The organism is Salinisphaera sp. PC39 (assembly GCF_040361335.1).
GTDB lineage: Bacteria > Pseudomonadota > Gammaproteobacteria > Nevskiales > Salinisphaeraceae > APNM01.
The window spans coordinates 163,482-186,242 of the sequence record NZ_APNM01000007.1 but is presented as its reverse complement, the minus strand read 5'-3'; the positions used below and the strand labels follow the sequence as shown (position 1 = coordinate 186,242).

The 22,761-nt window shown below is 68.6% G+C and carries 18 protein-coding genes; 1 reads left to right on the top strand and 17 read right to left on the bottom strand.

Going from position 1 to position 22,761, the window contains the following annotated elements:
* Positions 1 to 70: 70 nt before the first annotated feature.
* The 5 genes from alaC to surE form a co-directional block, all read right to left on the bottom strand.
* Positions 71 to 1,270 (bottom strand): alanine transaminase, encoded by a 1,200-nt coding sequence (alaC, locus tag PC39_RS08945; RefSeq protein WP_502950869.1) that lies wholly within the window; start codon positions 1,268 to 1,270, stop codon positions 71 to 73.
* A gap of 97 nt (positions 1,271 to 1,367) precedes the next feature.
* Positions 1,368 to 2,066, bottom strand: a complete 699-nt coding sequence (locus PC39_RS08940) for a peptidoglycan DD-metalloendopeptidase family protein (RefSeq protein ID WP_353253035.1) — start codon at positions 2,064 to 2,066, stop codon at positions 1,368 to 1,370.
* 2 nt (positions 2,067 to 2,068) lie between these two features.
* Positions 2,069 to 2,644, bottom strand: coding sequence for a YqaA family protein (locus PC39_RS08935; protein ID WP_353253034.1), 576 nt, complete (start codon positions 2,642 to 2,644; stop codon positions 2,069 to 2,071).
* A gap of 247 nt (positions 2,645 to 2,891) precedes the next feature.
* A complete protein-coding gene (locus PC39_RS08930; protein WP_502950870.1) occupies positions 2,892 to 3,530 on the bottom strand; it encodes a protein-L-isoaspartate(D-aspartate) O-methyltransferase in 639 nt (212 codons plus the stop codon).
* Between the two features lie 38 nt (positions 3,531 to 3,568).
* Entirely contained in the window at positions 3,569 to 4,318 is a 750-nt protein-coding gene (surE, locus tag PC39_RS08925) for a 5'/3'-nucleotidase SurE (protein ID WP_353253032.1), read from the bottom strand.
* 105 nt (positions 4,319 to 4,423) lie between these two features.
* On the opposite strand from surE, the gene PC39_RS08920 reads away from it, so the two are divergent.
* The gene (locus PC39_RS08920) at positions 4,424 to 4,966 is read left to right on the top strand and encodes a Smr/MutS family protein (protein WP_353253031.1); all 543 of its coding nucleotides are present in this window, start codon (positions 4,424 to 4,426) and stop codon (positions 4,964 to 4,966) included.
* Positions 4,967 to 5,109: 143 nt separating this feature from the next.
* Here PC39_RS08920 and PC39_RS08915 read toward each other — a convergent pair whose 3' ends face one another.
* The 12 genes from PC39_RS08915 to lpxB form a co-directional block, all read right to left on the bottom strand.
* A complete protein-coding gene (locus tag PC39_RS08915; RefSeq protein ID WP_353253030.1) occupies positions 5,110 to 6,516 on the bottom strand; it encodes a DUF1329 domain-containing protein in 1,407 nt (468 codons plus the stop codon).
* Between the two features lie 74 nt (positions 6,517 to 6,590).
* Complete coding sequence (locus PC39_RS08910) at positions 6,591 to 8,771, bottom strand: DUF1302 domain-containing protein (RefSeq protein ID WP_353253029.1); 2,181 nt, start codon at positions 8,769 to 8,771, stop codon at positions 6,591 to 6,593.
* Between the two features lie 308 nt (positions 8,772 to 9,079).
* A complete protein-coding gene (gene truD / locus PC39_RS08905; protein ID WP_353253028.1) occupies positions 9,080 to 10,144 on the bottom strand; it encodes a tRNA pseudouridine(13) synthase TruD in 1,065 nt (354 codons plus the stop codon).
* A 28-nt stretch (positions 10,145 to 10,172) separates the two neighbouring features.
* Positions 10,173 to 10,466 carry a septum formation initiator family protein gene (locus PC39_RS08900; protein ID WP_353253027.1) on the bottom strand — a complete coding sequence of 98 codons (294 nt, stop codon included), beginning with the start codon at positions 10,464 to 10,466 and terminating at the stop codon, positions 10,173 to 10,175.
* Between the two features lie 197 nt (positions 10,467 to 10,663).
* A complete protein-coding gene (gene eno / locus PC39_RS08895; protein ID WP_353253026.1) occupies positions 10,664 to 11,941 on the bottom strand; it encodes a phosphopyruvate hydratase in 1,278 nt (425 codons plus the stop codon).
* A gap of 28 nt (positions 11,942 to 11,969) precedes the next feature.
* Entirely contained in the window at positions 11,970 to 12,806 is an 837-nt protein-coding gene (gene kdsA / locus PC39_RS08890; RefSeq protein WP_353253025.1) for a 3-deoxy-8-phosphooctulonate synthase, read from the bottom strand.
* A complete protein-coding gene (pyrG, locus tag PC39_RS08885; RefSeq protein ID WP_353253024.1) occupies positions 12,803 to 14,482 on the bottom strand; it encodes a CTP synthase in 1,680 nt (559 codons plus the stop codon). The genes kdsA and pyrG overlap by 4 nt, the downstream gene beginning before the upstream one ends.
* 341 nt (positions 14,483 to 14,823) lie before the next feature.
* A complete protein-coding gene (gene tilS, locus PC39_RS08880) occupies positions 14,824 to 16,167 on the bottom strand; it encodes a tRNA lysidine(34) synthetase TilS (RefSeq protein ID WP_353253023.1) in 1,344 nt (447 codons plus the stop codon).
* 223 nt (positions 16,168 to 16,390) lie between these two features.
* Entirely contained in the window at positions 16,391 to 17,356 is a 966-nt protein-coding gene (locus PC39_RS08875) for an acetyl-CoA carboxylase carboxyltransferase subunit alpha (RefSeq protein WP_353253022.1), read from the bottom strand.
* 3 nt (positions 17,357 to 17,359) lie between these two features.
* Positions 17,360 to 20,866, bottom strand: a complete 3,507-nt coding sequence (gene dnaE / locus PC39_RS08870; RefSeq protein ID WP_353253021.1) for a DNA polymerase III subunit alpha — start codon at positions 20,864 to 20,866, stop codon at positions 17,360 to 17,362.
* Positions 20,867 to 20,877: 11 nt separating this feature from the next.
* A complete protein-coding gene (gene rnhB / locus PC39_RS08865) occupies positions 20,878 to 21,555 on the bottom strand; it encodes a ribonuclease HII (protein WP_353253020.1) in 678 nt (225 codons plus the stop codon).
* Positions 21,552 to 22,712 carry a lipid-A-disaccharide synthase gene (lpxB, locus tag PC39_RS08860; protein ID WP_353253019.1) on the bottom strand — a complete coding sequence of 387 codons (1,161 nt, stop codon included), beginning with the start codon at positions 22,710 to 22,712 and terminating at the stop codon, positions 21,552 to 21,554. Before lpxB ends, rnhB begins: the two co-directional genes overlap by 4 nt.
* Positions 22,713 to 22,761 lie beyond the last annotated feature (49 nt).

Genomic DNA, 22,761 nt, shown 5'->3' with positions numbered 1-22,761 from the left:
TCGTCCATGCGAACGGCGTCCGACGCCGAATCACCGAATCACGAATCACCAATCACGGGTCGCGCCCCTATCAGGCGATGACCGAATCCCGCCGCAGCATGCGCTTGATATTGCGCAGCGCCTGGCGGATGCGCTGCTCGTTCTCGATCAGGCCGATACGCACGTACTCGTCGCCGTAGTCGCCGAAACCGATGCCCGGCGATACCGCCACCCCGGCCTCGCGGATCAACATCTTGGAGAATTCCAGCGAGCCCATCTCGCGGTAGGGCTCCGGCAACCGCGCCCAGACGAACATGGTGGCCTTGGGCTTGTCGACATGCCAGCCCATGTCGTTAAGACCGTCACAGAACACGTCGCGGCGCTTGCGGTACATCTCACGGATCTCGCCGACACAGCTCTGGTCGCCGTTCATGGCGGCGATCGCCGCCACCTGGATGGGCGTGAACATGCCGTAGTCCAGGTACGACTTGAGCTTGGCCAGGGCGGCGATCAGCGTGGGGTTGCCGCAGAGGAACCCGACGCGCCAGCCCGGCATATTGTAGCTCTTGGACAGCGAGAACGACTCCACCGCCACGTCCTTGGCGCCCGGCACCTGCAGTATGGAGGGCGCCTCGTAGCCGTCGAAGCAGAGATCCGCGTAGGCCAGATCCTGCACGATCCAGAGCCCGTACTCGCGCGCGACTTCCACCGCCCGCTCGAAGAAATCCAGCTCCACGCACTGCGTGGTGGGATTGCAGGGGAAGTTGAGCAGCATCATCTTGGGCCGCGGCCAGGATTCCTTGATCGCCTTTTCCATCTCGGCGAAGAAATCGGTGTCCGGCATCAATCGCACGTGGCGCACGTCGGCGCCCGCGATCACGGCCCCGTAGGGATGGATCGGATAGGCGGGATTGGGCACCAGCACCTGGTCGCCGCGCTCCAGCGTGGCCAGCATCAGGTGCGCCAGGCCTTCCTTGGAGCCGATGGTGACGATGGCCTCGCTGTCCGGATCGAGATCCACGTCGTAGCGCCGCTTGTACCAGTCGCAGATCGCCAGCCGCAGCCGCGGGATGCCCCGCGACATGGAGTAGCGGTGGGTATCCTCCCGGCGCGCGACCTCCACCAGCTTTTCGACGATATGATCCGGCGTGCGCTGGTCCGGGTTGCCCATGCCGAGGTCGATGATGTCCTCCCCGCGCGCTCGCGCCGCCATCTTCAGGTCGTTGACGATACTGAAGACGTACGGCGGCAGCCGTTCGATACGCGGGAATTCTGTCTTCGGCGCGGTCACGGGCATCGGTTCCTGGATGGTGGGCGCGCGCGGGCGCCCGTAAAACCCGCGGATTCTGCCAGAAATGGCCGGTACTGGCGAGGCGGCGCGGGCCGGCTCAGCGGCGCGGCAGCAGGCGCTGCGGATCGACGGGCTCGCCGTCGCGGCGGATTTCGAAATAGAGCATCGCCCGGTTCTCGGGACCGAGCCCCACGTCGGCGATATGCTGGCCGGCGCCCACGGTCTCGCCCTGGCCCACCCGCAGGCGGCGGTTGAATCCGTAGGCGGACAGGAATCGGTCGTCGTGCTTGATGATCACGAGGTTGCCGTAGCCCTTGAGCCCCGAGCCGCTGTAGACCACCCGCCCCGGCGCCGCGGCCCGGACCGCGTCCCCCATGCTGCCGGCGATATCGATGCCGCGGCGGGCGTGGCTGCCGGAATAGCCGCGCAGCACCTTCCCGCCCACCGGCCATCGCCAGTCCAGGTCGCTCGCCATCGGCGCCGGTCGGTCGCGCGGCGCCGGAGACGAGGCGCGTGCGGTGCGCTGGCCGCCGTCGCGCGACGCGCCGCCGCTCGGGGCCGACGACGAGGAGGAGGAAGTCGAGGAAGCGACGCTGCGTGTGCGCCCGTCCAGGTGCAGCACGTCGCCCGGATAGATGTCGTACGGCGGCCCGATACCGTTCCAGCGCGCCAGCCGGCGCCAGTCCACGCCGTAGCGCCAGGCGATCGAATAGAGGGTATCGCCCCGGCGCACGGTATAGGTGTCCGGACGGAACAGCGGGCCGGCCGTGCAGGCGGCCAGCAACAGCCCGGCCACGGCTAGTGAAAGCGATAGACGAGCCAGCCGACGACGATGGCGAGGAGCAGCACCCATCCGATGATATCGATGTATTTAAGCAGCCGCTGTTCGAATGCGGGTCCCAGCCAGCGTACCAGCCCCGCCACCAGGAAGAAGCGCGCGCCGCGGGAGACCAGCGAGCCCGCGACGAACGGCAGCAACGGCATCGCCCCGGCGCCGGCGGCGATGGTGAAGACCTTGTAGGGGATCGGCGTGAAGCCCGCCACCAGGATCGCCCAGAACCCCCAGGTCGCGAACCAGCCGCGCACCGTGAGGTATTTCTCCCAGTGACCCATGGCCTGCAGCCAGGGTGTCACCGTCTCCAGCAGGAACAGACCGATGACGTAGCCGAGCAGCGCGCCGGCCACCGAGGCGACCGTGGTGATCAGCGCCAGGCGCCAGGCCCGCTCCCGGCGCGCCATCACCATCGGCGCCAGCATCACGTCCGGCGGGATCGGAAAGAACGAGGACTCCGTGAACGACAGCGCCGTCAGATAGCCCTCGGCATGCCGATGGCCCGCCGCCCGGAGGGTCGCGTCGTAGAGGCGTCGCCACATCAGCAGCAAGCCTCCAACGGTGAAAGCGAACCACAGAGGCGCACAGAGGCGCACAGAGGTTTGTTTTTCATCATCCCGGACGGCGCTGCGCGCCGGTCCGGCATGCGGAGAGAACGACGGACGAACGATATGATTCCCCCGAGGCGCGGGCAGCGCTTCCGGGTTTCCGGGATGGCCACAAAATCCTTCCTCTGTGCGCCTCTGTGCGCCTCTGTGGTTTGATACAAACGTCTGACGCAGCCGGTGGTCATTCCTCGACACCCGGCAGCAGCGGCACGAAGCTGACCGGGTCCAGCTCCTGCCGGTCGAGACCATCGGCGTGGCGGTCGATCACGACCAGCCGCTGCCCTTCCCGGCCGCCCACCGGCGCGACCAGGCGGCCGCCCTCGCGCAACTGCTCCAGCAGCGCTTCCGGGAGGGTCTCGGCGCCGGCGGTCACCAGGATGGCGTCGAAGGGACCGTAGTCCGGCAGGCCGATCGTGCCGTCGGCCAGGCGCACGCGCACGTTGCGGTAGCCGATCTCCAACAGACGGGTGCGGGCGCGGCGGTATAGGGCCGGGATGCGTTCGACCGTGTAGACGGTACGCACCAGTTCGGCGAGCACCGCCGCCTGGTAGCCGCTGCCGGTGCCGATCTCCAGGACCGTGGCCGGCGGCTCGCCCTCGCCCAGCAGCAACGTGGTCATGTGGGCGACCACGAACGGCTGCGAGATGGTCTGACCGTAGCCGATGGGCAGCGCGGTGTCGTCGTAGGAGCGGCTCGCCATCGCCTCGTCGACGAACTGGTGGCGCGGCACGCGTGCCATGGCCTGCAATACCCGCTCGTCGCCGGCGCCGATGCCGCGTAGCCGCTCTATCAGCCGGTGTCTGCTGCGCTCCGAGGTCATGCCCAGACCGAGCGCGTGCGGATGCCGGACATCCGTGCTCACAACTGTCCCACCCAGCCGGCGACCTGATCCAGGGCCTGGAAACGCGTCAGATCGGTCTGGATCGGGGTGATCGAGACCTTGCGGTTGGCGATGGCGTGGAAATCGGTGCCCGGACCGGCATCGGACTCCGGCCCCGCGGGACCGATCCAGTAGATCGGCCGCCCCCGCGGATCCCGGTCCTTCACCACCCGCTCGGCGCGGTGGCGATGGCCCAGTCGGGTCGCCTCGAACCCCTGCAGCTCGGACCACGGCAGGTCGGGCACATTGACGTTGAGGATGGTGTCCGCCGGCAGCGGGTCACGGCTCAGACGTTCCAGCAGCGTGACCGCCACGCGTGCCGCGGTGGCGTAGTGCGCCTGTTGTTCGCCGGCGAGCGAAACCGCGACCGCCGGCAGGCCCAGGAAGCGGCCCTCCGTGGCGGCGGCCACGGTGCCGGAATAAAGGATGTCGTCGCCCAGGTTGGCCCCCTCGTTGATGCCGGACAATACCATGTCCGGTTCGTCGTCGAGCAGCCCCGTGATCGCCAGGTGCACGCAATCGGTGGGCGTGCCCTCGACGCAGTACAGGCCGTCCTCGATCAGCCGGACCCGCAACGGGGTCTCCAGCGTCAGCGAGTTGCTGGCGCCGCTGCGGTTGCGGTCCGGCGCCACCGTGACCACATCGTCGCAGACCGTGCGTACGGCCTCGCGCAGGCTGGCGAGCCCCCGGGCCCGGTAACCGTCGTCATTGGAAAGCAGGATGCGCATGCAAATATCTGAACCGAATATAAAAAGCCGCCCCAGGCGGCGGCTTGCCCGGGCGTTATCTTATCTTATACTGGAATACCCGCACAGGATGCCGGTGCGCCCCGCATGAGCCGCGATCCCGACAAGCCGCCGATCTCCGACGAGGACCGCGAGCTATTCCGCGACGCGCTGGGCGATATCGCACCCGTGAAACCCGGCCGGCGTCCGCCGCGACGCGCCCCGCCCCCGCCCCGGCCGCGCTCGACCGAGGCCGACGAGGCCGCCGTGATCGAGGAATTGCTGGAGGGTGACCCCGAGGAATTCGAGACCGGCGACGAGCTCCTGTATCGCCGCCACGGCATCCAGCACGCCGTGATGCGACGGCTGCGGCGAGGCCACTACCGCTGCCAGGCGGAGCTAGACCTGCACGGCCTGTTCGTGGATGTCGCCCGGCGCGAGGTCGCCGCTTTCCTGGCCGAGGCGCGCGATGCCGGCTACCGCTGCGTGCGCATCGTGCACGGCAAGGGGCTGCGTTCCGGCAACCGCGGCCCGGTGCTCAAGTCCAAGCTGGCCCTGTGGCTACGCCGCCGCGACGACGTCCTCGCCTACTGCTCGGCGCGGCCGGTGGACGGCGGCACCGGCGCCGTCTACGTCCTCCTGCGCCGTTAAGGCATTAACCACAGGGACACAGAGGCACAGGGAATAAGGCACGAAGGATGCGGGGCGTCAGCGTTTTCGCTTCTTCTCCTTCGCATGCCCATTGCGATTTCAGATCTTTTTCCTCTGTGCCCCTGTACCTCTGTGGTTAACAATCACTTGAAGGCGAAACGGTTGATGGTGCGCGGGTTGAAGTAGCGCTGCGGGTCGTCGATCTGGTCTTCGATCACCATCGTCTCGTCGTCCTCGTTGTTCAGCGCCAGGGCCATGTAGCGGCTGTTCTGGAGATCGTAGATGGTGTGGCAGACGATGCCCTGGGTCAGGTAGAAATCGGGATCGTAGGCCTGGACCTGGTGACCCTCCTGAACCCGCCAGAGCTGGTCGCGCTGGTCGTAGTTGTCCACCGCCATGATCTGCCAGGAATCCTCGTCCACGTAGAAGGTGCGCCGCTTGTAGACATGGCTGGTGCCCTCGCGCACGTGGGCCTCCACCACCCAGACGCGGTGCAGCTCGTAGCGGGTCAGGTCCTGATCGATGTGCCGCGCCTGGATGATGTCGTCGTAGTCCAGCTCCGGGCTGTGGATCCGGTAGGCGTTATAGGGCACGTAGATCTCGCGCTTGCCCACCAGCTTCCAGGTATAACGGTCCATGGCGCCGTTGAACATGTCGAGCTGGTCGTTGGTGCGCAGGCCGTCGGAGGCGGTGCCGGGATTGTCGTAGCCCACGTTGGGGGCCCGCCGGATGCGGCGCTGGCCGGGGTTGTACAGCCAGGCCCGGCGGACCTCCTGCACCTGGTTGGCGGTCTCGTGCACCAGCAGGATCTGGCCCGCCAGGCGCGCCGGCGCGCGGATCACCTGCAGGAAATAGATGATGATGTTCTCTTCGGTGATCGCCTCGCGCGTGACATCCGGGTCGCTGTAGACGAAGTACACGTCCTCCTTCAGCTTCACCGGGTTGAACGAGCCGTTGGAGGTCACCGGGAACTGGTTGTTCCAGCGGGTCGCGGCGAGACCGCGCCAGCGGACCTTGTGGTTCCAGATCACCTCGCGCCCGCTTTGCGGGATCGGGAACGGCACCCCCATGCGCGCCCCGGACAGGCCCTCGCCGTTGTCCACCAGTTCCGCCTCCAGGGCGTTGCGGTAGACCTCGTCGTAGACGAACTGCGGCTTCGCCGCGGTACGCCGGGTCCGGTAGACCGGCATCTTGTACTCGTCGAAGAAATCGAATAGCGCGATCTGGCCGGCCGTGAGCTTGTCCCGGTGCTCGTCGAGATTGTCCGCGGTGATGGTGAACAGCGGCTCGTCCTCCGGGAACGGATCGCGGACATGTTCGCCCTTGCGGCTCACATACCCCTGACGCTTGGCACTCTCGGGTATCTCCGTGAGCCCGCCGTCCCAGGCGGGTATCGTGCCGGCCTCGTTGCCGGCCCGCTTGCCCCCCAGCGGGGTCAGCTCACCGTTGCGGAGCTTGTCGGCCTCCGCCTGCGGCACCTTGGCCGCCGCCGCTCCCATACCGCCGAGGACCAGACCGGCCGCCAGCATGATTGTCGTACGGATGTTCATTCTTTCCCCTCCCGGCACGGACCCGCGGCACGGGTCCGGCCTCGCTGTCATGCCCGGCGTGTTTTGCCGCCGGATCAGAATTCATAGGCCACGAAGAAGCTGAGCACGTCCCGATCCCGCGAGGGATGGAACTCGTCGCTGCCCATGTCGGTCTGCATGGTGTAGCGCAGCTCGCCGCTCCAGGCGTTGAGATAATCCCAGCGGATGCCGGTGAGCACCTGCAGGCGGTCCTCGATGAAGTTCGCGCCCGGCCCCGGCGAGGTGCCGTCGACGTCGCCGAACAACGCCAGCAGCGGCTCCACGTTCACGTTCCAGAACAGGCTCTGGTAACGCGGCAGCATGAGGAAGCGGAACCCCCAGGAGAAATCGTCCGTGAAGCCGCCGGTCGCCGCGGTCGGGTTCTGCCGGCAGGCCCGGGTGCAGTTGGCGCCGCCCGGATTGAGGGTGGCCGAATCGCGGGTGATCGAGTCCGTGTCGTCGGCGCCGTTGCTTATGTGTGTGTTAACGTTGGGCGCGTTGAACTGGAACTCGTCCAGATCGGGAAAATCCGGGATGTGCTGGAAGCCCAATTCCAGCAGCACGATCACCTGGTCGGCGTTCAACCAGTTGCTGCCGCCGATGGTGCGCGTGAACTGCATGTTGAACTGGCCGACCTCCATGCGCTCGTAGCCGCGGATATAGTCGCCCGGCGACACCGTGTTCCCGCGATACAGGGTCTCGATGTAGTCCGGCACCGCGGCGCGCCGGTTTGGCACCACCGCGGCGGGATCCGCCGGCGGCGGCGGGTCGCCCACGTTGTTCGTGGGGAACGCCGGCTGCAGGGCCGCGAAGATCAGGTCCACGGACTGGATCTGGAGCGGCAGGTTGGGCCGGTAGGCGTACTCGCCGTTGAAGGACCAATTGCCGATGGTCGTGTTCCAGCTTATGCCGTAGAGCTTGATGTCCTCGGGATAGTCGAAACGCAGCCGCACCGTGTCCACCGGCAGCGGCTCGCCCGCCAGCATCAGCCGGCCGTTGTCGCCGCTTCCCGGGCCGCCGCAATCCACCAGTGCCTGGCTCAACGACACGGTCGCGTCGTTGATGCAGGTCGAGTCCGCCGCGTACGCGCTTACCAGCGGGAAACGGCTGTGGTAGTTCATGGCATACAGGCTGAACTCCGTGCCGTTGTTCAGCCATTCCGCGAAATAGTTCAGGCGCAGGCCGAATTGACCGCCGTCGCGCGCCTCGTTCGCCTCGTCGAAGTACACCGTGCGCGACGCGCTGGAAAAGGTGCCGCTGGAATCGTCCATGTTGTCCGCCGGATCGTAGGCGGCATCCGGGTCCTCCGGCGCCTTGCCGAAGGACAGCATGGCGTAGCGGTTGTCGGTGGCGCCGGCGATATCGGCCGTGGAGAAGAAGCTGCCCACCGGGTCGACGGTGACCGGCTCCCACTCGTAGTTATAGAACACCTCGGCCGAAACGTTCGGGGTCAGCGACATCTGCGCCGTGGCCATCCCCAGCGGCTGCAGCAGCTCCGCGATCTGGAACCCGGGCAGACGCAGCAGCGGCGCGTCCGGCGGATTCAGCGTGTTGATGCTGTTGAGCAACAGGAACGCACTCTCGCCCCAGTTGATCACCTGGTCGCCGACCCGCAGCCGCAGGTAGCGGTCGCCCAGCCAGGGCACGCTGAAGCCGCCGTCCAGGTAGGCATCCAGGATGCGGAAATCCCGGGCCATGGCGTCCTCCGCGCCGTCGGGCCGCGGCGTATGGCGGGGCTGGAAGGTGGTGTCCGGGTGGTATTCGTCGAAGTCGTAGTTGGCTTCGTCGAAGAAACCCAGGGTCCGTACGAACAGGTTCCAGCCGCCCTTGCGCAGGCTCAGCTCGGATAACAGCTTGCCCGCGCCCGAGACGATGTCGTACTTGTCGTAGTTGAGGTTGCCGTCGTCGCCGTTCACCGAGAAGGCGCCCGGTGCGTCCACATAAGCCTCGTTGAGGCTGGGATCGGTGCTCGAGTTGCAGGTGTCGCCCTGCAGGTCGCCCATCGAGTCCCGGCCGACGCACAACCCCGGATTGAGGTTGCTCTTGCCGATCAGACCGGGATCGCGATCCTCCATGCGCATGGAGGCGCCGATGGTGACCGTGTTCGTGAAACTCCCCTGAAAGCCCTTCAGGTCGAAGGTATAGGCGGCGGCCTGCGGCACCGCGACCGTGCACGCGAACGCGCAGACGGCGGCGATGCGGCGACGCCGGCCGCGTAGCGAAAACCGGATTGTCATCGTCCTTTCCCCCCTAGGTATCCGGTGGGCACGTGGCCCAGGCAATACACACAGGGGCATCCCTTCCCGGGGGCATCCAAGCCGATGGACGCGGGCGCGTCCTGGCGGGCGATGGGGAAATGCGGGGCACCCGGGAACTCTCGCGGCGGCACGTCGCGAACGGATGTAGTCTCCTCCACCAACCCTTCACGACGATAAAAGACCTATCGACGTGCGAGTCCTTTTATTTTTCCTGTCAGCCTAGCACTGCTGAATCTTCAAATTAATACAGGTGCTCAAGACTGGCAAGTGCCGGGGACCGGCCCGCTCTATCGGACGGCAACGATTTCGCGCAGCACGGTCGTGGCGAAGGCGCCGGAAGGCAAATCGAAGGTCAACCGGAGGGTTGCCGGCCCCGGCCACGTCCAGGTCAGGTCCGCCGGACGCAAGCGCAGGGCCCGGCGATCGGCGTCCACCCCCAGCCGGGCGAGCCCGGATACCGCCTCCCGGTAACCGGCCAGCACCTCCGCCTCGAACGCGGCGGCGGCGCCGGCAACGGTGTCGCCGCCGCGGCCGGGCAGCGGACCGCTGGGATGGATGTCGAACTCGGCGAGCCGGCGCTGCAGCGTCGCGTCCGCGGCATCGGTCACCGCGAACACGCTGCGGCTGCCGTCGAGCGCCGCGGCTTCGCCGTCGAGCAGGCGGTTCCAGGTGCCGTTCGCCACCCGGGCGGCCAGGACCGCGTTGAACAGGTCCGAGCGCAGCGCCGACAATGCCAGACCCCGGCGCGTGCCGCGGCGCATGCGGTGTCCCCGCAGCAGCGCGCGCCCCAGGTCCAGGTTGCCGTCATCGCGGCCGAAGCGCTGGGGGCCGAAATAGTTGGGGCAGCCGTCGCGGGCGACGCGGGCCAGATCGGCGTCCGCCGCGGCGCGCTCGCCCTCGAAATCGCGCAGGGTAAGTTCGAAGCGGTTGCCGGCATGCGTGCCGCGCCGCAGCTTGCGGCGGTGGCGCGTCGCGCGCAGGCAGCGGAAGCCGTCCGCCGACGGTGGCGCGGGCAACTCCGCGGTGACCGGCGCGGGCAACGAGAACCACTGGCGGGTGAGCGCGTGCCGGTCCTTGAGGCCGGCGTAGCCCACGTCCCGTTCGCGCACGCCGTAATGGGCCGCCAGCGCACCCGCGACCCGCGGCGTATCGAGACCGCGTTTCTCCACGTGCAGCCAGAGATGCTCGCCCTCGCCCGTCAGGTCGATGGGCATGATCTCGTCGACCACGAAATCCTCCGGCGAGCGGCGCAGGACGGCACTGGCGGCGGGCGCCTCGCCACGGGCGTGCGGGGCGCCGGCCAGGAAGGCGCTGCCGCCCGGCAGGGCGATCTCCGGCGAGGCATCGCTCATCGGAGGACGCGGGCGGGGAAAGCGGGTATCAGGGCTCGCCGCCCTCGCGGGAATCCACGATCAGGAAGAAATCCTCGCCGTCGCGGATCATCCCCAGGTCCGAGCGCGCCCGGCCCTCCATCGCCGCCTCGCCGGACTTGAGATCGGCGATCTCGGCCTCCAGGGCCTCGTTGCGGGTGCGCCGCTCGGCGTTCTCCGCGGTCACCGCGTCGATATCCTGCTGCAGGCGATGGATCTCCGCATAGCCGCCGTCGGCGATCCACAGGCGGTACTGCAGACCCCCGAAGACCAACACCAGCGCGATGACGGAAAACCGGTACATGCGCCAGAGAATATAGGCAAATGGCAAATGAGGAAAGAATTAACCACAGAGGCACAGGGGCACAGGGGTTTTCAAGGCAGGCATTCCCGAAAAGAATGAAGCGCTTCTACTTCGCCTCCATCTTTTGGAGAATTCATGCCTTTTCTTGGTTTTAGTGAATTTTCTCTGTGCCTCTGTGCCTCTGTGGTTCCATTTCCCTAGACAGGAAAACCGTCACGGCCGGGATAGCGCGCGCGGTCGCCCAGCTCGGCGGCGATCCGCAGCAGCCGGTTGTACTTGGCGATGCGGTCGGAACGCGACATCGAGCCGGTCTTGATCTGGGTGGCCGGCGTGGCCACGGCCAGGTCGGCGATGGTGGCGTCCTCGGTCTCGCCCGACCGATGCGAGATCACCGCGGCGTATTCGGCGCGGTTGGCCACGTCGATGGCGCGCAGCGTCTCGGTCAGGGTGCCGATCTGGTTGGGCTTGACCAGGATCGCATTGGCGATGTCCTCCTCGATGCCGCGCTGCAGGATGCGGGTGTTGGTGACGAACAGGTCGTCGCCCACGAGCTGCACGCGGTCGCCCAGACGCTCGGTCAGCAGGCGCCAGCCGTCCCAGTCGTCCTCGGCCATGCCGTCCTCGATGGTGAGGATGGGATAGTTGTCGACCAGGCCGGCGAGATAATCCACGAAGCCCGCGGCATGGTACTCCTCGCCTTCGGATTCCAGGATGTAGCGCCCGTCCCGGTGGAATTCGGTGCTGGCCACGTCCAGGCCCAGCCAGACATCCTCGCCCGGCCGGTAGCCGGCACGCTCGATCGCCTCCATGAGGGTATCCAGGGCCGCCGCGTTCGAGGGCAGGTCCGGCGCGAAACCGCCCTCGTCGCCCACGGCCGTGTTCAGGCCACGCTCGTTGAGCAGCTTCTTGAGATGCTGGAATATCTCGGCGCCGCAGCGGATCGCCTGCGGCAGACTGGGCAGGCCGGCGGGCAGGATCATGAATTCCTGCATGTCGACGTTGTTGTCGGCATGGGCGCCGCCGTTGATCACGTTCATCATCGGCACCGGCAGGACCCGGGCCTCGTCGCCGCCGAGGTAGTGGTACAGGGATTCGCCGGCGTCCGCCGCCGCCGCGTGTGCCGTGGCCAGGGATACGCCCAGGATGGCGTTCGCGCCGAGACGGCCCTTGTTCTCGGTCCCGTCCAGCTCGATCATCCGCTGGTCGACCCCCACCTGGTCGTCGGCGTCCGCGTCCTTGAGCGCCTTGGCGAGCTCGCCGTTGACGTTGGCGACGGCCTTGGTCACGCCCTTGCCGAGGTAGCGCTTGGGGTCGCCGTCGCGCAGTTCCACCGCCTCGCCGCTACCGGTCGAGGCGCCGGACGGCACCATGGCGCGCCCGAAGGCGCCGGAGTCGAGCACGACCTCGGCGGCGACCGTGGGGTTGCCGCGGGAATCGATCACTTCAAAACCGCGTACCGACTTTATCTTCGACATAAATAAGCTCTGCCAAGTCTATGGTTTGTCAAGAAACATCGTCTTCCAGGAACGGGCGCGACTTGACCGCCGCGTCGATCTCCCGAAGCACCTCCAGCAATTCGCGCGCCCGCGACAGCGGCAACGAGTTGGGGCCGTCGCAGAGCGCTTCCGCGGGTCGCGGGTGGGTCTCCATGAACAGACCCGAAATCCCGCTCGCCACGGCGGCCCGGGCGAGCACCGGGATGAATTCCCGCTGGCCGCCCGAGCTGCCCCCCTGCCCGCCCGGCAACTGCACCGAGTGGGTGGCGTCGAACACCACGGGACAGCCGGTGGCGCGCATCGCGGCGAGACCGCGCATGTCCGCCACCAGGTTGTTGTAACCGAAGCTATAGCCGCGTTCGGACACCAACAGTCGGTCGTTGCCGGCATCCCGGGCCTTGGCCACGACCCGGGACATGTCCCAGGGCGACAGGAACTGCCCCTTCTTGAGATTCACCGGCCGGCCGGCCGATGCCACCGCGCGGATGAAATCGGTCTGCCGGCAGAGGAAGGCCGGCGTCTGCAGCAGGTCCGCGACCTCGGCCACGGGCCCCACCTGCTCGACCGTGTGCACGTCCGTGGTCACCGGCACGCCCGCCTGCTCGCGCACGGCGCGCAGGATTCGCAACCCCTCTTCCAGACCGGGGCCGCGATAGGACTCGTGCGAGGTACGGTTGGCCTTGTCGAACGATCCCTTGAAGATATAGGGCATGCCCAGCTCGCGGGTGATCTCCGCGAGCTGCCCGGCCACGTCCACGCACAGGGCCTCCGACTCCAGCGAGTCCGGGCCCGCGATCAGGAACAGGGGCCGGTCCGGCCCCGCCTCGAAGCCGCAGAGCTTCATGCCGCCCCGGCATGCCGCCGGCGGGCGGCGTCGATGAAACCGATGAACAGCGGATGGCCGGCGCGCGGCGTGGAGGTGAACTCCGGATGGAACTGACAGCCGATGAACCAGGGATGGTCCGGCAACTCCATGATCTCCACCAGATTCTCGCGCTCGGAGAACCCGGAGAAGCGCAGACCCCGCCCGGCGAGCGCGTCGCGATAGTTGTTGTTGAACTCGTAGCGGTGGCGGTGGCGCTCCATGACCTGGTCCTTGCCGTACAGCTCGGCGGCGCGGCTGCCGGGCTCCAGCCGGCAAAGCTGCTCGCCCAGGCGCATGGTGCCGCCCAGCTCGGAGGATTCGTCGCGCTGCTGCACGCCCCGTTCGGGGTCGTGCCATTCCGTGACCAGGGCGATCACCGGATGCGGCGTGTCGGCATCGAACTCGGTGCTGTGAGCGCCCTCGAGCCCGGCGACGGCGCGCGCGAAATCGATCGCCGCCACCTGCATCCCCAGGCAGATGCCCAGATAGGGAATGCCGTGCTCGCGCGCGTAGCGGGCCGCCGCGATCTTGCCCTCGATGCCGCGCTCGCCGAAGCCGCCCGGCACCAGGATCGCGTCCATTTCGGCGAGGATGTCCTCGCCTTCGTTCTCGATCCGCTCGGAATCGATGTAATGGATGTTGACGCGCGTGCCCGTGTGGAGGCCGGCGTGCATCAGGGCCTCGTTCACCGACTTGTAGGCGTCGGTGAGGTCCACGTACTTGCCGACCATGGCGACGTTGACCTCGGTGTCCTGGCGCTCGCGCGCGTCCACGAGTTCGCGCCAGGTGGTCAGGTCCGCGGGCGGCGCCTGCATGCCGAAATGCTCCAGCACCAGGTCGTCCAGGCCCTGCGAGTGCAGCCAGGCGGGGATCTTGTAGATGTCGTCCACGTCCACCGCGGCGATCACGTTGCGCTCGCGGACATTGGTGAACAGCGCGATCTTGCGGCGCTCGCCCTCGGGCAGCGGCCGGTCGACCCGGCACAGCAGGATATCCGGCTGGATGCCGATGGACCGCAGTTCCTTGACCGAGTGCTGGGTCGGCTTGGTCTTCATCTCCCCGCTGGAGGGAATGAAGGGCACCAGGGTCAGGTGCAGGTACAGGGACCGGCCCTCGCCCAGCTCCACGCCCATCTGGCGGATCGCCTCCAGGAACGGCAGGCTCTCGATGTCGCCCACGGTGCCGCCGATCTCGACCAGGCACACGTCGGCGCCCTCCCCGCCCTGGAGGATGCAGCGCTTGATCTCGTCGGTGATGTGCGGGATCACCTGGACGGTACCGCCGAGATAATCCCCGCGCCGCTCCTTGTTGATGACGTTGTTGTAGATCTGCCCCGTGGTGAAGTTCGACAGGCGCGAGGTACGGGTCTTGAGGAAGCGCTCGTAGTGGCCCAGGTCGAGGTCGGTCTCGGCGCCGTCGCGCGTCACGTACACCTCGCCGTGCTGGAACGGGCTCATGGTGCCGGCGTCGACGTTGATGTACGGGTCCAACTTGATCATGGACACGCGCAGGCCGCGGGCCTCCAGCAGCGCGCCCAGCGAGGCCGCGGCGATGCCCTTGCCCAGCGAGGACACGACGCCCCCGGTGACGAAGATGAAGCGGGTGGACGTGGTGTCGTCCACCACGGCGGTCTGCGCCGAGTCCTCGGTGCTCATACGAAGAAAACGATCCTTGGTGAGGGCTGCGTCTGGACGGACGAGGCCGCGGTCGCCACGACGGCCGCACCACGGCGCTCCTGCTTCGTGTCTCGCGTTTCCTGCCCCATGACCGTCCGATCCACGTGGACCCGCCTCCGACGCGACACACGACACCTGAAACGCGAAATACCAAATCGTTCGCCAAATACCCGAAATCCGTTTCGGAATCCGGCACGCGCCGGCCGGCCCATGTCCGTCCGGCGCTCCGCGGCCTGCGGCCGCGGCAGGCCACCCACGGCCTGCGTCATTGATCCGCGAGCATCCGTCTATTCGATGGGCGGATCAATAAAGGCCGAATGCTAGCCGAATTGCCCGCCCCCGACAACGCGGGCGAGCGCGGCGCCGGGTGGCGGCGCGATCCAGCGCGGACGGTATCCGGCCGCGCCCGGCGCGGCCGCGAAGCCTTCGCACACCAGCCAATCCGCGACGCCCGCGATCCGCTCCCCGGCCATGATCAGGGGCAGTCGCGCGCGCACCCACGGCGGCACGCCCGCGGCCTGCAGCCAGGTCTTGAGATCGGTGTCGTGCGCGCGCCCGGGCAACCGCAGACGCTCGCCGCCGCGCCGCAGGCGCACGGTGTACGGGCCACGCTCCCCGGCCAACCCGCCGCGGTCCGCCGGCGCATCCGCGAGCCAGCCGCAACCGGCCGGCAACGCCAGTCCGCTCCGGGCCGGCCAGGCGGCCTCGAACGATCCCGGCACCGGCGCCAGACACGGCATCAGGAAAAGCCAGTCGCGGTAGCGGCGGATTTCGGCATCGGTCCAGGCCACGCGCGGACCGGCGTCGGGCCGGGCGGGCAACAGCTCGGTCTCGATCGCGGCGAGCTGGTTGGGCGGCGGCGACGGCAGGCCGTGATGCCGCGGCCAGCGCCGCAGGAGATTGCGCCGCCGCGGTGCCGACAGGGCCGCGACCCGCGACAATGACAGACTCGCGGCGAGCGGCCCGGCGCAGGCCGCGAGATCGGCGTCCGCCACCTCGCGCCCGAGCGCGGCGGCATCCGCGGCGGCCGCGGCGGCCCGTCCGATACCGGCGACCGCACCGGGCCGCACGGTTTCGAGCGCCGGCATCACGCGTGCCCGCAATGCGCTGCGGGTCACGTCGGGATCGCGGTTGCTGGGGTCCTCGACCCAGTCCAGTCCCCGTCCGCGCGCGTAGGCCTCCAGGTCCGGACGCCGAAGGCCCAGGAAGGGCCGCAGGTGGCGCCCCGCCCCGAACGGTTGCATCGCCGGCATCGCCGCCAGACCGGCCACGCCCGCGCCGCGCAGGGCCTGCAGCAGGAAGGTCTCGGCCTGGTCGTCGGCATGATGGGCCGTCAGCAACAGGTCGCCGGGGCCCGTGCGGGCCCGCAGGGCCGCATAGCGGGCCGTTCGCGCCGCCGCCTCGCCGGTATCGTCCACCCGGACCCGCTCGACGGTCAGCGGGACACCCAGGGCCGCGCATACGCGCCGACAATGCGCATCCCAGTCGTCGGCGACCGCCTGCAGTCCGTGGTGGACATGCACGGCCGCCACGGGCACGTCGCCGGCGACCACGGCCACCGCATGCAGCAGCACGGTCGAATCCACGCCGCCGCTGAAGGCGACGAGGTAACGCCCCCCGGCGCCCGGCACAGGCAGTCGAGACAGCGCCTGTTCCGGTGTCATTGCCATTCCCGACTGCCGATGAGAAACCACAGAGGCGCACAGAGGCGCGCAGAGGGAAATAGGTTTCTTGATAGCCGGATCATACCGCTCGGCCGACGAACCAAGGTCAACAGCGTACATCGGACGGGGGCCGGATCGCGCCTATCGGCGCGTCCTTAACGGCAAACTCGCTTGTCCCCTGCGCGCCTCTGTGCGCCTCTGTGGTAATTCTTCTTCGGCTCGGCTAACCCTTGAAGTCGCCGAAGCGCATCAGACGATGGTAGCGGGTGTCGACGAGATCGTTGACCGCGGTGCGCTGCAGCCGCGCGATCGTCGCCAGCAGGCGTTCCTTGAGGGTGGCCATCATCGCCTCGGGATCGCGGTGGGCGCCGCCCAGAGGCTCCGGCACGGTCTCGTCGATCAGCTTGAGGCCGTAGAGGCTGTCGGCGGTCAGCTTCATCGCGTCCGCGGCGTCCTGGGCCTTGTCCGCGCTCTTCCAGAGGATGGAGGCGCAGCCCTCGGGCGAGATCACCGAGTAGATGCTGTGCTGGAGCATCGCCATGTGGTCGCCCACGCCCACCGCCAGGGCGCCGCCGGAGCCACCCTCGCCGATCACCGTGCAGATGATGGGGGTACGCAGCCGCGACATCTCGAACAGGTTGCGGGCGATGGCCTCGCTCTGGTTGCGCTCCTCGGCGCCGATGCCGGGGTACGCGCCGGGCGTGTCGATGAAGGTGAGCACCGGCAGCCGGAAGCGCTCGGCCATCTGCATCAGGCGCAGGGCCTTGCGGTAGCCTTCCGGCTTGGGCATGCCGAAGTTGCGATAGACCTTTTCCTTGGTGTCCCGGCCCTTCTGGTGGCCGATCACCATCACCGCCTGGCCGTCGAGACGCGCGGGCCCGCCGATGATCGCCGGGTCGTCGGCGAAGTGGCGGTCGCCGTGCAGCTCCTCGAAATCGGTGAACATGCCGTCGAGGTAATCCCGGGTATAGGGGCGCTGCGGATGCCGCGCGAGCTGCGCCACCTGCCAGGGCGTGAGCTTGCCGAAGATCTCTTCGGTCAGGTTCCGGCTCTTGACCTCGAGCCGGTTGATCTCCTCGCTCAGGTTGACCTCGCTGCCGTCGGCGACGAAGCGCAGTTCCTCGATCTTGTCCTGCAGCTCGGCGATCGGCTGCTCGAAGTCCAGGTAGTCGATGTGCTTTTTCTTCATAAATCAATGTGTCTGGGGACGTCGATAACGTACCGCCACGCCCTCCACGCCGCCGAGACCGCGCAGGTCGTCCAGCAGCGCCTCGCAGGCGCGCACGCGGGTGCCGTCCAGGGTGAGCACCGCGCGCGCGGACGCGTTCCGGTAGCGCACGACAATGCCGCAGCCGCCGTCGGCGCGGTAGCGCTCCAGCGCACCGGCGAGCTCGTCGACGTCGAAGCGGCGCTGGTCGCTCAACTGTAACAGGATGCGCGCCGCATATCGCTCCCGGGCGGCGTCCATCTCCAGGATTTCGGTCGGGTTGAGGCGATAGCCCTCGGTGTAATCGTCGTAGCTCAGGCTGCCCTCGGCGACCAGCAACTTGTCGGGCTGGAGCAGATGCTGGTAGCGGGCGGCCTTTTCCTCGAACAGGGTGCATTCCAGCCGGCCGCTGCGGTCGTCGAGCACGAACACCACGCGCCGCCCGCGGCGGATGCGCCGGACTTCCACCACCAAGCCGGCCACCACCACGGTGCGCCGGCCGCGGCCGTTGCCGTTGAAGCCGGCCGCCTCGTCGGGGCGGGTCATCTCGCCCACGAGCGTGCCGATCTTGCCGCTGGTGAAACGTGCCAGTTCGTTCTCCCAGGCGTTGATCGGATGCCCGGTGAGATACAGACCCAGGGTGTCGCGCTCGGCCCGGAGGCGCTCCTCCTCGGGCCATTCCGGCAGGGTCTCCAGCTCGTGCACCGCCGGCTGTGCCGGATCCTGGGCGCCCAGGCCGAACATGTCGTCCTGCCCCACCTGCTCGGCGCTGCGATCCTGCTCGGCGGCGGCCAGGGCCCGTGGCAGGCCCTGCATCAGGCTGGCCCGGTTCGGGCCCAGCGGGTCCAGGGCGCCGGCCCGGATCAGGGCCTCGAGCACGCGCCGGTTGACCCGGCCGGTGTCGATCCGGCGGCAGAACGCGTACAGGCCGTCGAACGCGCCGCCGGCCCCGCGCTCGGCGATCATGGCCTCGATCGCGGCCCGGCCCACGCCCTTGATCGCGCCCAGGCCGTAACGGATCGAGCCCTCGTCGACCACCGAGAAATCGTAGGCCGAGGCATTGATGTCGGGCGCCAGCACCTCGATCTCCATGCGCTGGCACTCGTCGATCAGGGTCACGATCTTGTCGGTGTTGTCCATGTCCGCGGACAGCACCGCGCACATGAACGCCGCCGGGTGATGCGCCTTGAGCCAGGCGGTCTGGTAGGAGACCAGGGCGTAGGCCGCCGAGTGCGACTTGTTGAAACCGTAGCCGGCGAACTTTTCGATCAGGTCGAAGATGTAGGCGGCCGTGTCCTCCTCGATCCCGCGCGACTTGGCGCCCTCCAGGAAGACCGCGCGCTGCTTGGCCATCTCCTCGGGCTTCTTCTTGCCCATGGCGCGCCGTAGCAGGTCGGCCCCGCCCAGGCTGTAGCCCGCCAGCTCCTGGGCGATCTGCATCACCTGCTCCTGGTACAGGATCACCCCGTAGGTGGGCTCCAGCACCGGCTCCAGGCTGGGATGCGGATAGAGGACCTTGGCGCCCTCGTTCTTGCGGGCGTTGAAGTCCTCGACCATGCCGGACTCCAGCGGTCCGGGCCGGTACAACGCCACCAGGGCGACGATGTCCTCGAAATCGTTGGGCTTGAGGCGCTTGATCAGGCGCCGCATGCCCGCGGATTCGAGCTGGAACACGGCGGTGGTCTGACCCGAGCGCAGCAGCTCGAACGACGCCTCGTCGTCCAGCGGCAGGCCGCGGATGTCGATCTCGTCGGCGCCGGCGGCACGCAGGCGTTCGTTGGCGATGCGCACCGCCCGGTCGATGATGGTCAGGGTACGCAGGCCCAGGAAGTCGAACTTGACCAGGCCGACCGCCTCGACGTCGTCCTTGTCGAACTGGGTGACGCGGTTGCCGCCGTTGGCCTCGCAGTACAGCGGCGTGAACTCGATCAACTCGTCCGGCGCGATCACCACGCCGCCGGCGTGCTTGCCCGGATTGCGGCACAGGCCTTCCAGGGCCATCGCCAGGTCGATCAGGTAGCGGACCTCCTCGTCCTCGTCGTAGCCCGCCTTGAGCTCCTCGGACTCCTGCAGGGCCCGCTCCAGGGTCATGTCCACCGCGAACGGCACCTGCTTGGCGATGCGGTCGACATAGCCGTAGGGATGGCCCAGCACCCGGCCGACGTCGCGCACCACCGCGCGCGCGGCCATGGTGCCGTAGGTGATGATCTGGGAGACCTTCTCGTGGCCGTAGCGCTCGGCCACGTATTCGATCACGCGGTCCCGCCCCTCCATGCAGAAGTCGATGTCGAAGTCCGGCATCGACACCCGCTCGGGGTTCAGGAAGCGCTCGAACAGCAGGTCGTAGGCCAACGGGTCGAGGTCGGTGATCCCCAGCGCGTAGGCCACCAGCGAGCCGGCGCCGGAACCGCGCCCCGGCCCCACCGGGACGCCGTTGTCGCGGGCCCAGGCGATGAAATCGGCCACGATCAGGAAGTAGCCGGGAAAGCCCATCGACCCGATCACATCCAGTTCGTGGGCCAGCCGGGCCTCGTAGGTGTCGCGGCGGGCCTCGCGCTCGTCCGGGTCCGGGTACAGGTCGGCCAGACGTTCTTCGAGACCGGCGGCGGACTGTTCGCGCAGATAACTGGCGGCATCGTGGCCTTCCGGCAGCGGGAAACGCGGCAGGAAGTTCTCGCCCAGCGTCAGTTCGAGGTTGCAGCGGCGCGCGATCTCGACGCTGTTCTCGAGCGCCTCCGGCAGATCGCTGAAGGTCGCCGCCATCTCCTCCGGCGACTTCAGGTACTGCTCCGCGGAGTAGCGCCGCGGCCGCCGCGGGTCGTCCAGGGTATGGCCGTCGTGGATGCACACGCGGGCCTCGTGCGCCTCGAACTCCTCGGCCTTGAGGAAACGCACGTCGTTGGTGGCCACCACCGGCAGGTCCAGGTCCAGCGCCAGGGCCACGGACTCTGAGAGACAGGCTTCCTCGCCCTCGCGTTGGGTGCGGACCAGCTCCAGGTAGTAGCGCTCCGGGAACAGCGCCGCCCAATGCCGGGCGGCGGCCGCGGCGGCCTCGCGCCGGCCGCCGGCCAGGGCCCGGCCGACATCGCCCTCGGCCGCGCCGGACAGGGCGATCAGGCCGTCGGTGCGCCCCGTGAGCCAGGCCGGATCGGTCAGGGCCTGGCCACGGTGCTGGCCGTGCAGATAGCTGTCGGTGAGGATCTCGCAGAGATTGCGGTAGCCGGTGCGGTCCTGGCACAGCAGCGTCAGCCGGGACGGCGGTTCCCCGCCCTCGCCGCGGATCCAGAGGTCCACCCCGATGATCGGCTTCACCCCGGCGGCCAAGGCCGCGCGATAGAACTTGACCATGCCGAACAGGTTGGCGATGTCGGTGATCGCCACGGCCGGCATGCCCAGCTCGCGGGCGCGCGCGAGCAGCGGCTTTATCCGGACGATGCCGTCGGACAGGGAGTATTCGGTATGCAGGCGCAGGTGGACGAATGGAGCCGTCATCGGCGCCAATACTAACGCACGCGGGGTGGCTTGCGCGGCGGGTCCGCGCAAGGGGTTTCGTGTGTCGTGTGTCTTGTTTCCTGGTGGGAGGACCAGTCGAGGGTCATCTGGACCTCGTGGGCGGCGGCCGCGTCGCGCACGGGCGCAAAGCTTCTACGATGCGCCGCGCACGGGCCCAAGCGTGCCAGCGCCGCGCGGTGGGCGGCGGTGCCGTAGCCCTTGTGGTCGGCGAAGCCATAGCCCGGATACTGCGCGTCGAGCGCGGCCATCTCGGCATCGCGCGCTACCTTGGCCAGGATCGAGGCGGCGCTGATCGCGGCCACCGAGCCGTCGCCCCCCACCACCGCCTGTGCCGGCACCGGCAGGTCGGGACAGCGGTTGCCGTCGACCCACACCACCTCGGGCGGCATCCCGAGGGCGGCCACGGCCCGCGCCATCGCGCGCATCGTCGCCTGCAGGATGTTGACGGCGTCGATCTCGTCGGGCTCGGCCCGACCCATGGCCCAGGCCACCGCCCGTTCCTGTATCAGGGGCACCAGGGTCTCGCGACGGGCCGCGGTCAGCCGCTTGGAATCGCCGAGGCCCTCGATGCCGTGGTCCGCTGGCAGGATCACCGCGGCGGTCACCACCGGTCCGGCCAACGGCCCGCGTCCGGCCTCGTCCACGCCGGCCAACAGGAAATCGCTCATGCCGCGCCCTCCATCACCCCGGCCACCGCGTCCGCGGCGGCGGCGTCGGCATCGCGGCGCAGGCGTTCGTGCAATTCGGTGAACCCATCGATCTGCGCCGATCTCGCCGCCGGCGAGACCAGCAGACGGTAAAGCCACGGCCCCAGGATCTCGGGCCGCACCTCGGTCTGCAGGAATTCCGGGACCAGCGCGCGGCCGGCGATCAGGTTGGGCATGCTCACGTGCGCCACCTTGAGCAGCCGCAGGTGACGCACCAGGCGGTAGGTGAACGGCGACACGGCATAGGCCACCACCATCGGCGCCTTCGCCAGCAGCGCCTCCAGCGTGGCGGTGCCGGACGCCACCAGCAGGGCATCCGCCGCGCGCATCACCTCGCGCGAGCGGCCGTCGATCAAGTGAACGGTCAGGTCCGGGGCGCGCTCGGCGAGCTGGGCCCGGAATCGGTCGGCGACCCGCGGGCGCGCCATCGGCGCCACGAACGCCACGTCCGGCAACCGCCGCCGCAGCCAGAGCGCGGTATCGATGAAGGCCGGTCCCAGTCGTTCCACCTCGGAGAGCCGGCTGCCGGGCAGCAGACCCACCCAGTGCCGCGCGGACGGGAGGCCGAGCGCGGCGCGGGCGCTGGCGGCGTCCGGGTGCAGGGGTAGTTCATCGGCGAGACGATGGCCCACATAGCGCACCGGCACACCGTGGCGCGCGAAGAAATCCTCCTCGAAGGGGAAGATCGACAGCATCAGGTCGACGGCCTCGCGCAGGGCGCGCACTCGCCCTTCGCGCCAGGCCCAGGCCGTCGGGCAGACGTAGTGCACGGTGGGCACGCCCGCCGCGCGCAGGCGCCGTTCCAGGCCGGTGTTGAAGGCGGGTGCATCGATGCCGACGAACACGTCCGGCGGCGACTCGGTCCAGTGACTCAGCAGACGCTTGCGCAGGCGCAACAGCCGGGGAATCTCGCCGACCACCTCGCCGATGCCGAACAGGGCCAGTTCGTCGACCGAGGCCAGGGCCCGACAACCCGCGGCCGTCATCCCGGTGCCCGCGACACCCTCGAAGGTCGCATCCGGATAGCGCGCCTTGAGCGCCTCGATCAACCCCGCGCCCAGGGTATCGCCCGACACCTCGCCGGCCACCATTGCGATCCGCGGCGTGCGTTCCGTCATGCGTCACCAAACCGGCTAATCACAGAGACACAGAGGCACGGAGGACAGA

Excerpts from the sequence above, each read along its gene's own strand:
- eno (WP_353253026.1), bottom strand. The coding sequence starts at position 11,941 with ATGTCGAAGATAAAGTCGGTACGCGGTTTTGAAGTGATCGATTCCCGC.
- PC39_RS08935 (WP_353253034.1), bottom strand. The coding sequence starts at position 2,644 with ATGTGGCGACGCCTCTACGACGCGACCCTCCGGGCGGCGGGCCATCGG.
- lpxB (WP_353253019.1), bottom strand. The coding sequence starts at position 22,712 with ATGACGGAACGCACGCCGCGGATCGCAATGGTGGCCGGCGAGGTGTCG.
- PC39_RS08875 (WP_353253022.1), bottom strand. The coding sequence starts at position 17,356 with ATGAAGAAAAAGCACATCGACTACCTGGACTTCGAGCAGCCGATCGCC.
- tilS (WP_353253023.1), bottom strand. The coding sequence starts at position 16,167 with ATGACACCGGAACAGGCGCTGTCTCGACTGCCTGTGCCGGGCGCCGGG.
- surE (WP_353253032.1), bottom strand. The coding sequence starts at position 4,318 with ATGCGCATCCTGCTTTCCAATGACGACGGTTACCGGGCCCGGGGGCTC.
- PC39_RS08915 (WP_353253030.1), bottom strand. The coding sequence starts at position 6,516 with ATGAACATCCGTACGACAATCATGCTGGCGGCCGGTCTGGTCCTCGGC.
- kdsA (WP_353253025.1), bottom strand. The coding sequence starts at position 12,806 with ATGAAGCTCTGCGGCTTCGAGGCGGGGCCGGACCGGCCCCTGTTCCTG.
- PC39_RS08910 (WP_353253029.1), bottom strand. The coding sequence starts at position 8,771 with ATGACAATCCGGTTTTCGCTACGCGGCCGGCGTCGCCGCATCGCCGCC.
- rnhB (WP_353253020.1), bottom strand. The coding sequence starts at position 21,555 with ATGAGCGATTTCCTGTTGGCCGGCGTGGACGAGGCCGGACGCGGGCCG.
- PC39_RS08900 (WP_353253027.1), bottom strand. The coding sequence starts at position 10,466 with ATGTACCGGTTTTCCGTCATCGCGCTGGTGTTGGTCTTCGGGGGTCTG.
- PC39_RS08930 (WP_502950870.1), bottom strand. The coding sequence starts at position 3,530 with ATGACCTCGGAGCGCAGCAGACACCGGCTGATAGAGCGGCTACGCGGC.
- PC39_RS08920 (WP_353253031.1), top strand. The coding sequence starts at position 4,424 with ATGAGCCGCGATCCCGACAAGCCGCCGATCTCCGACGAGGACCGCGAG.
- dnaE (WP_353253021.1), bottom strand. The coding sequence starts at position 20,866 with ATGACGGCTCCATTCGTCCACCTGCGCCTGCATACCGAATACTCCCTG.
- truD (WP_353253028.1), bottom strand. The coding sequence starts at position 10,144 with ATGAGCGATGCCTCGCCGGAGATCGCCCTGCCGGGCGGCAGCGCCTTC.
- pyrG (WP_353253024.1), bottom strand. The coding sequence starts at position 14,482 with ATGAGCACCGAGGACTCGGCGCAGACCGCCGTGGTGGACGACACCACG.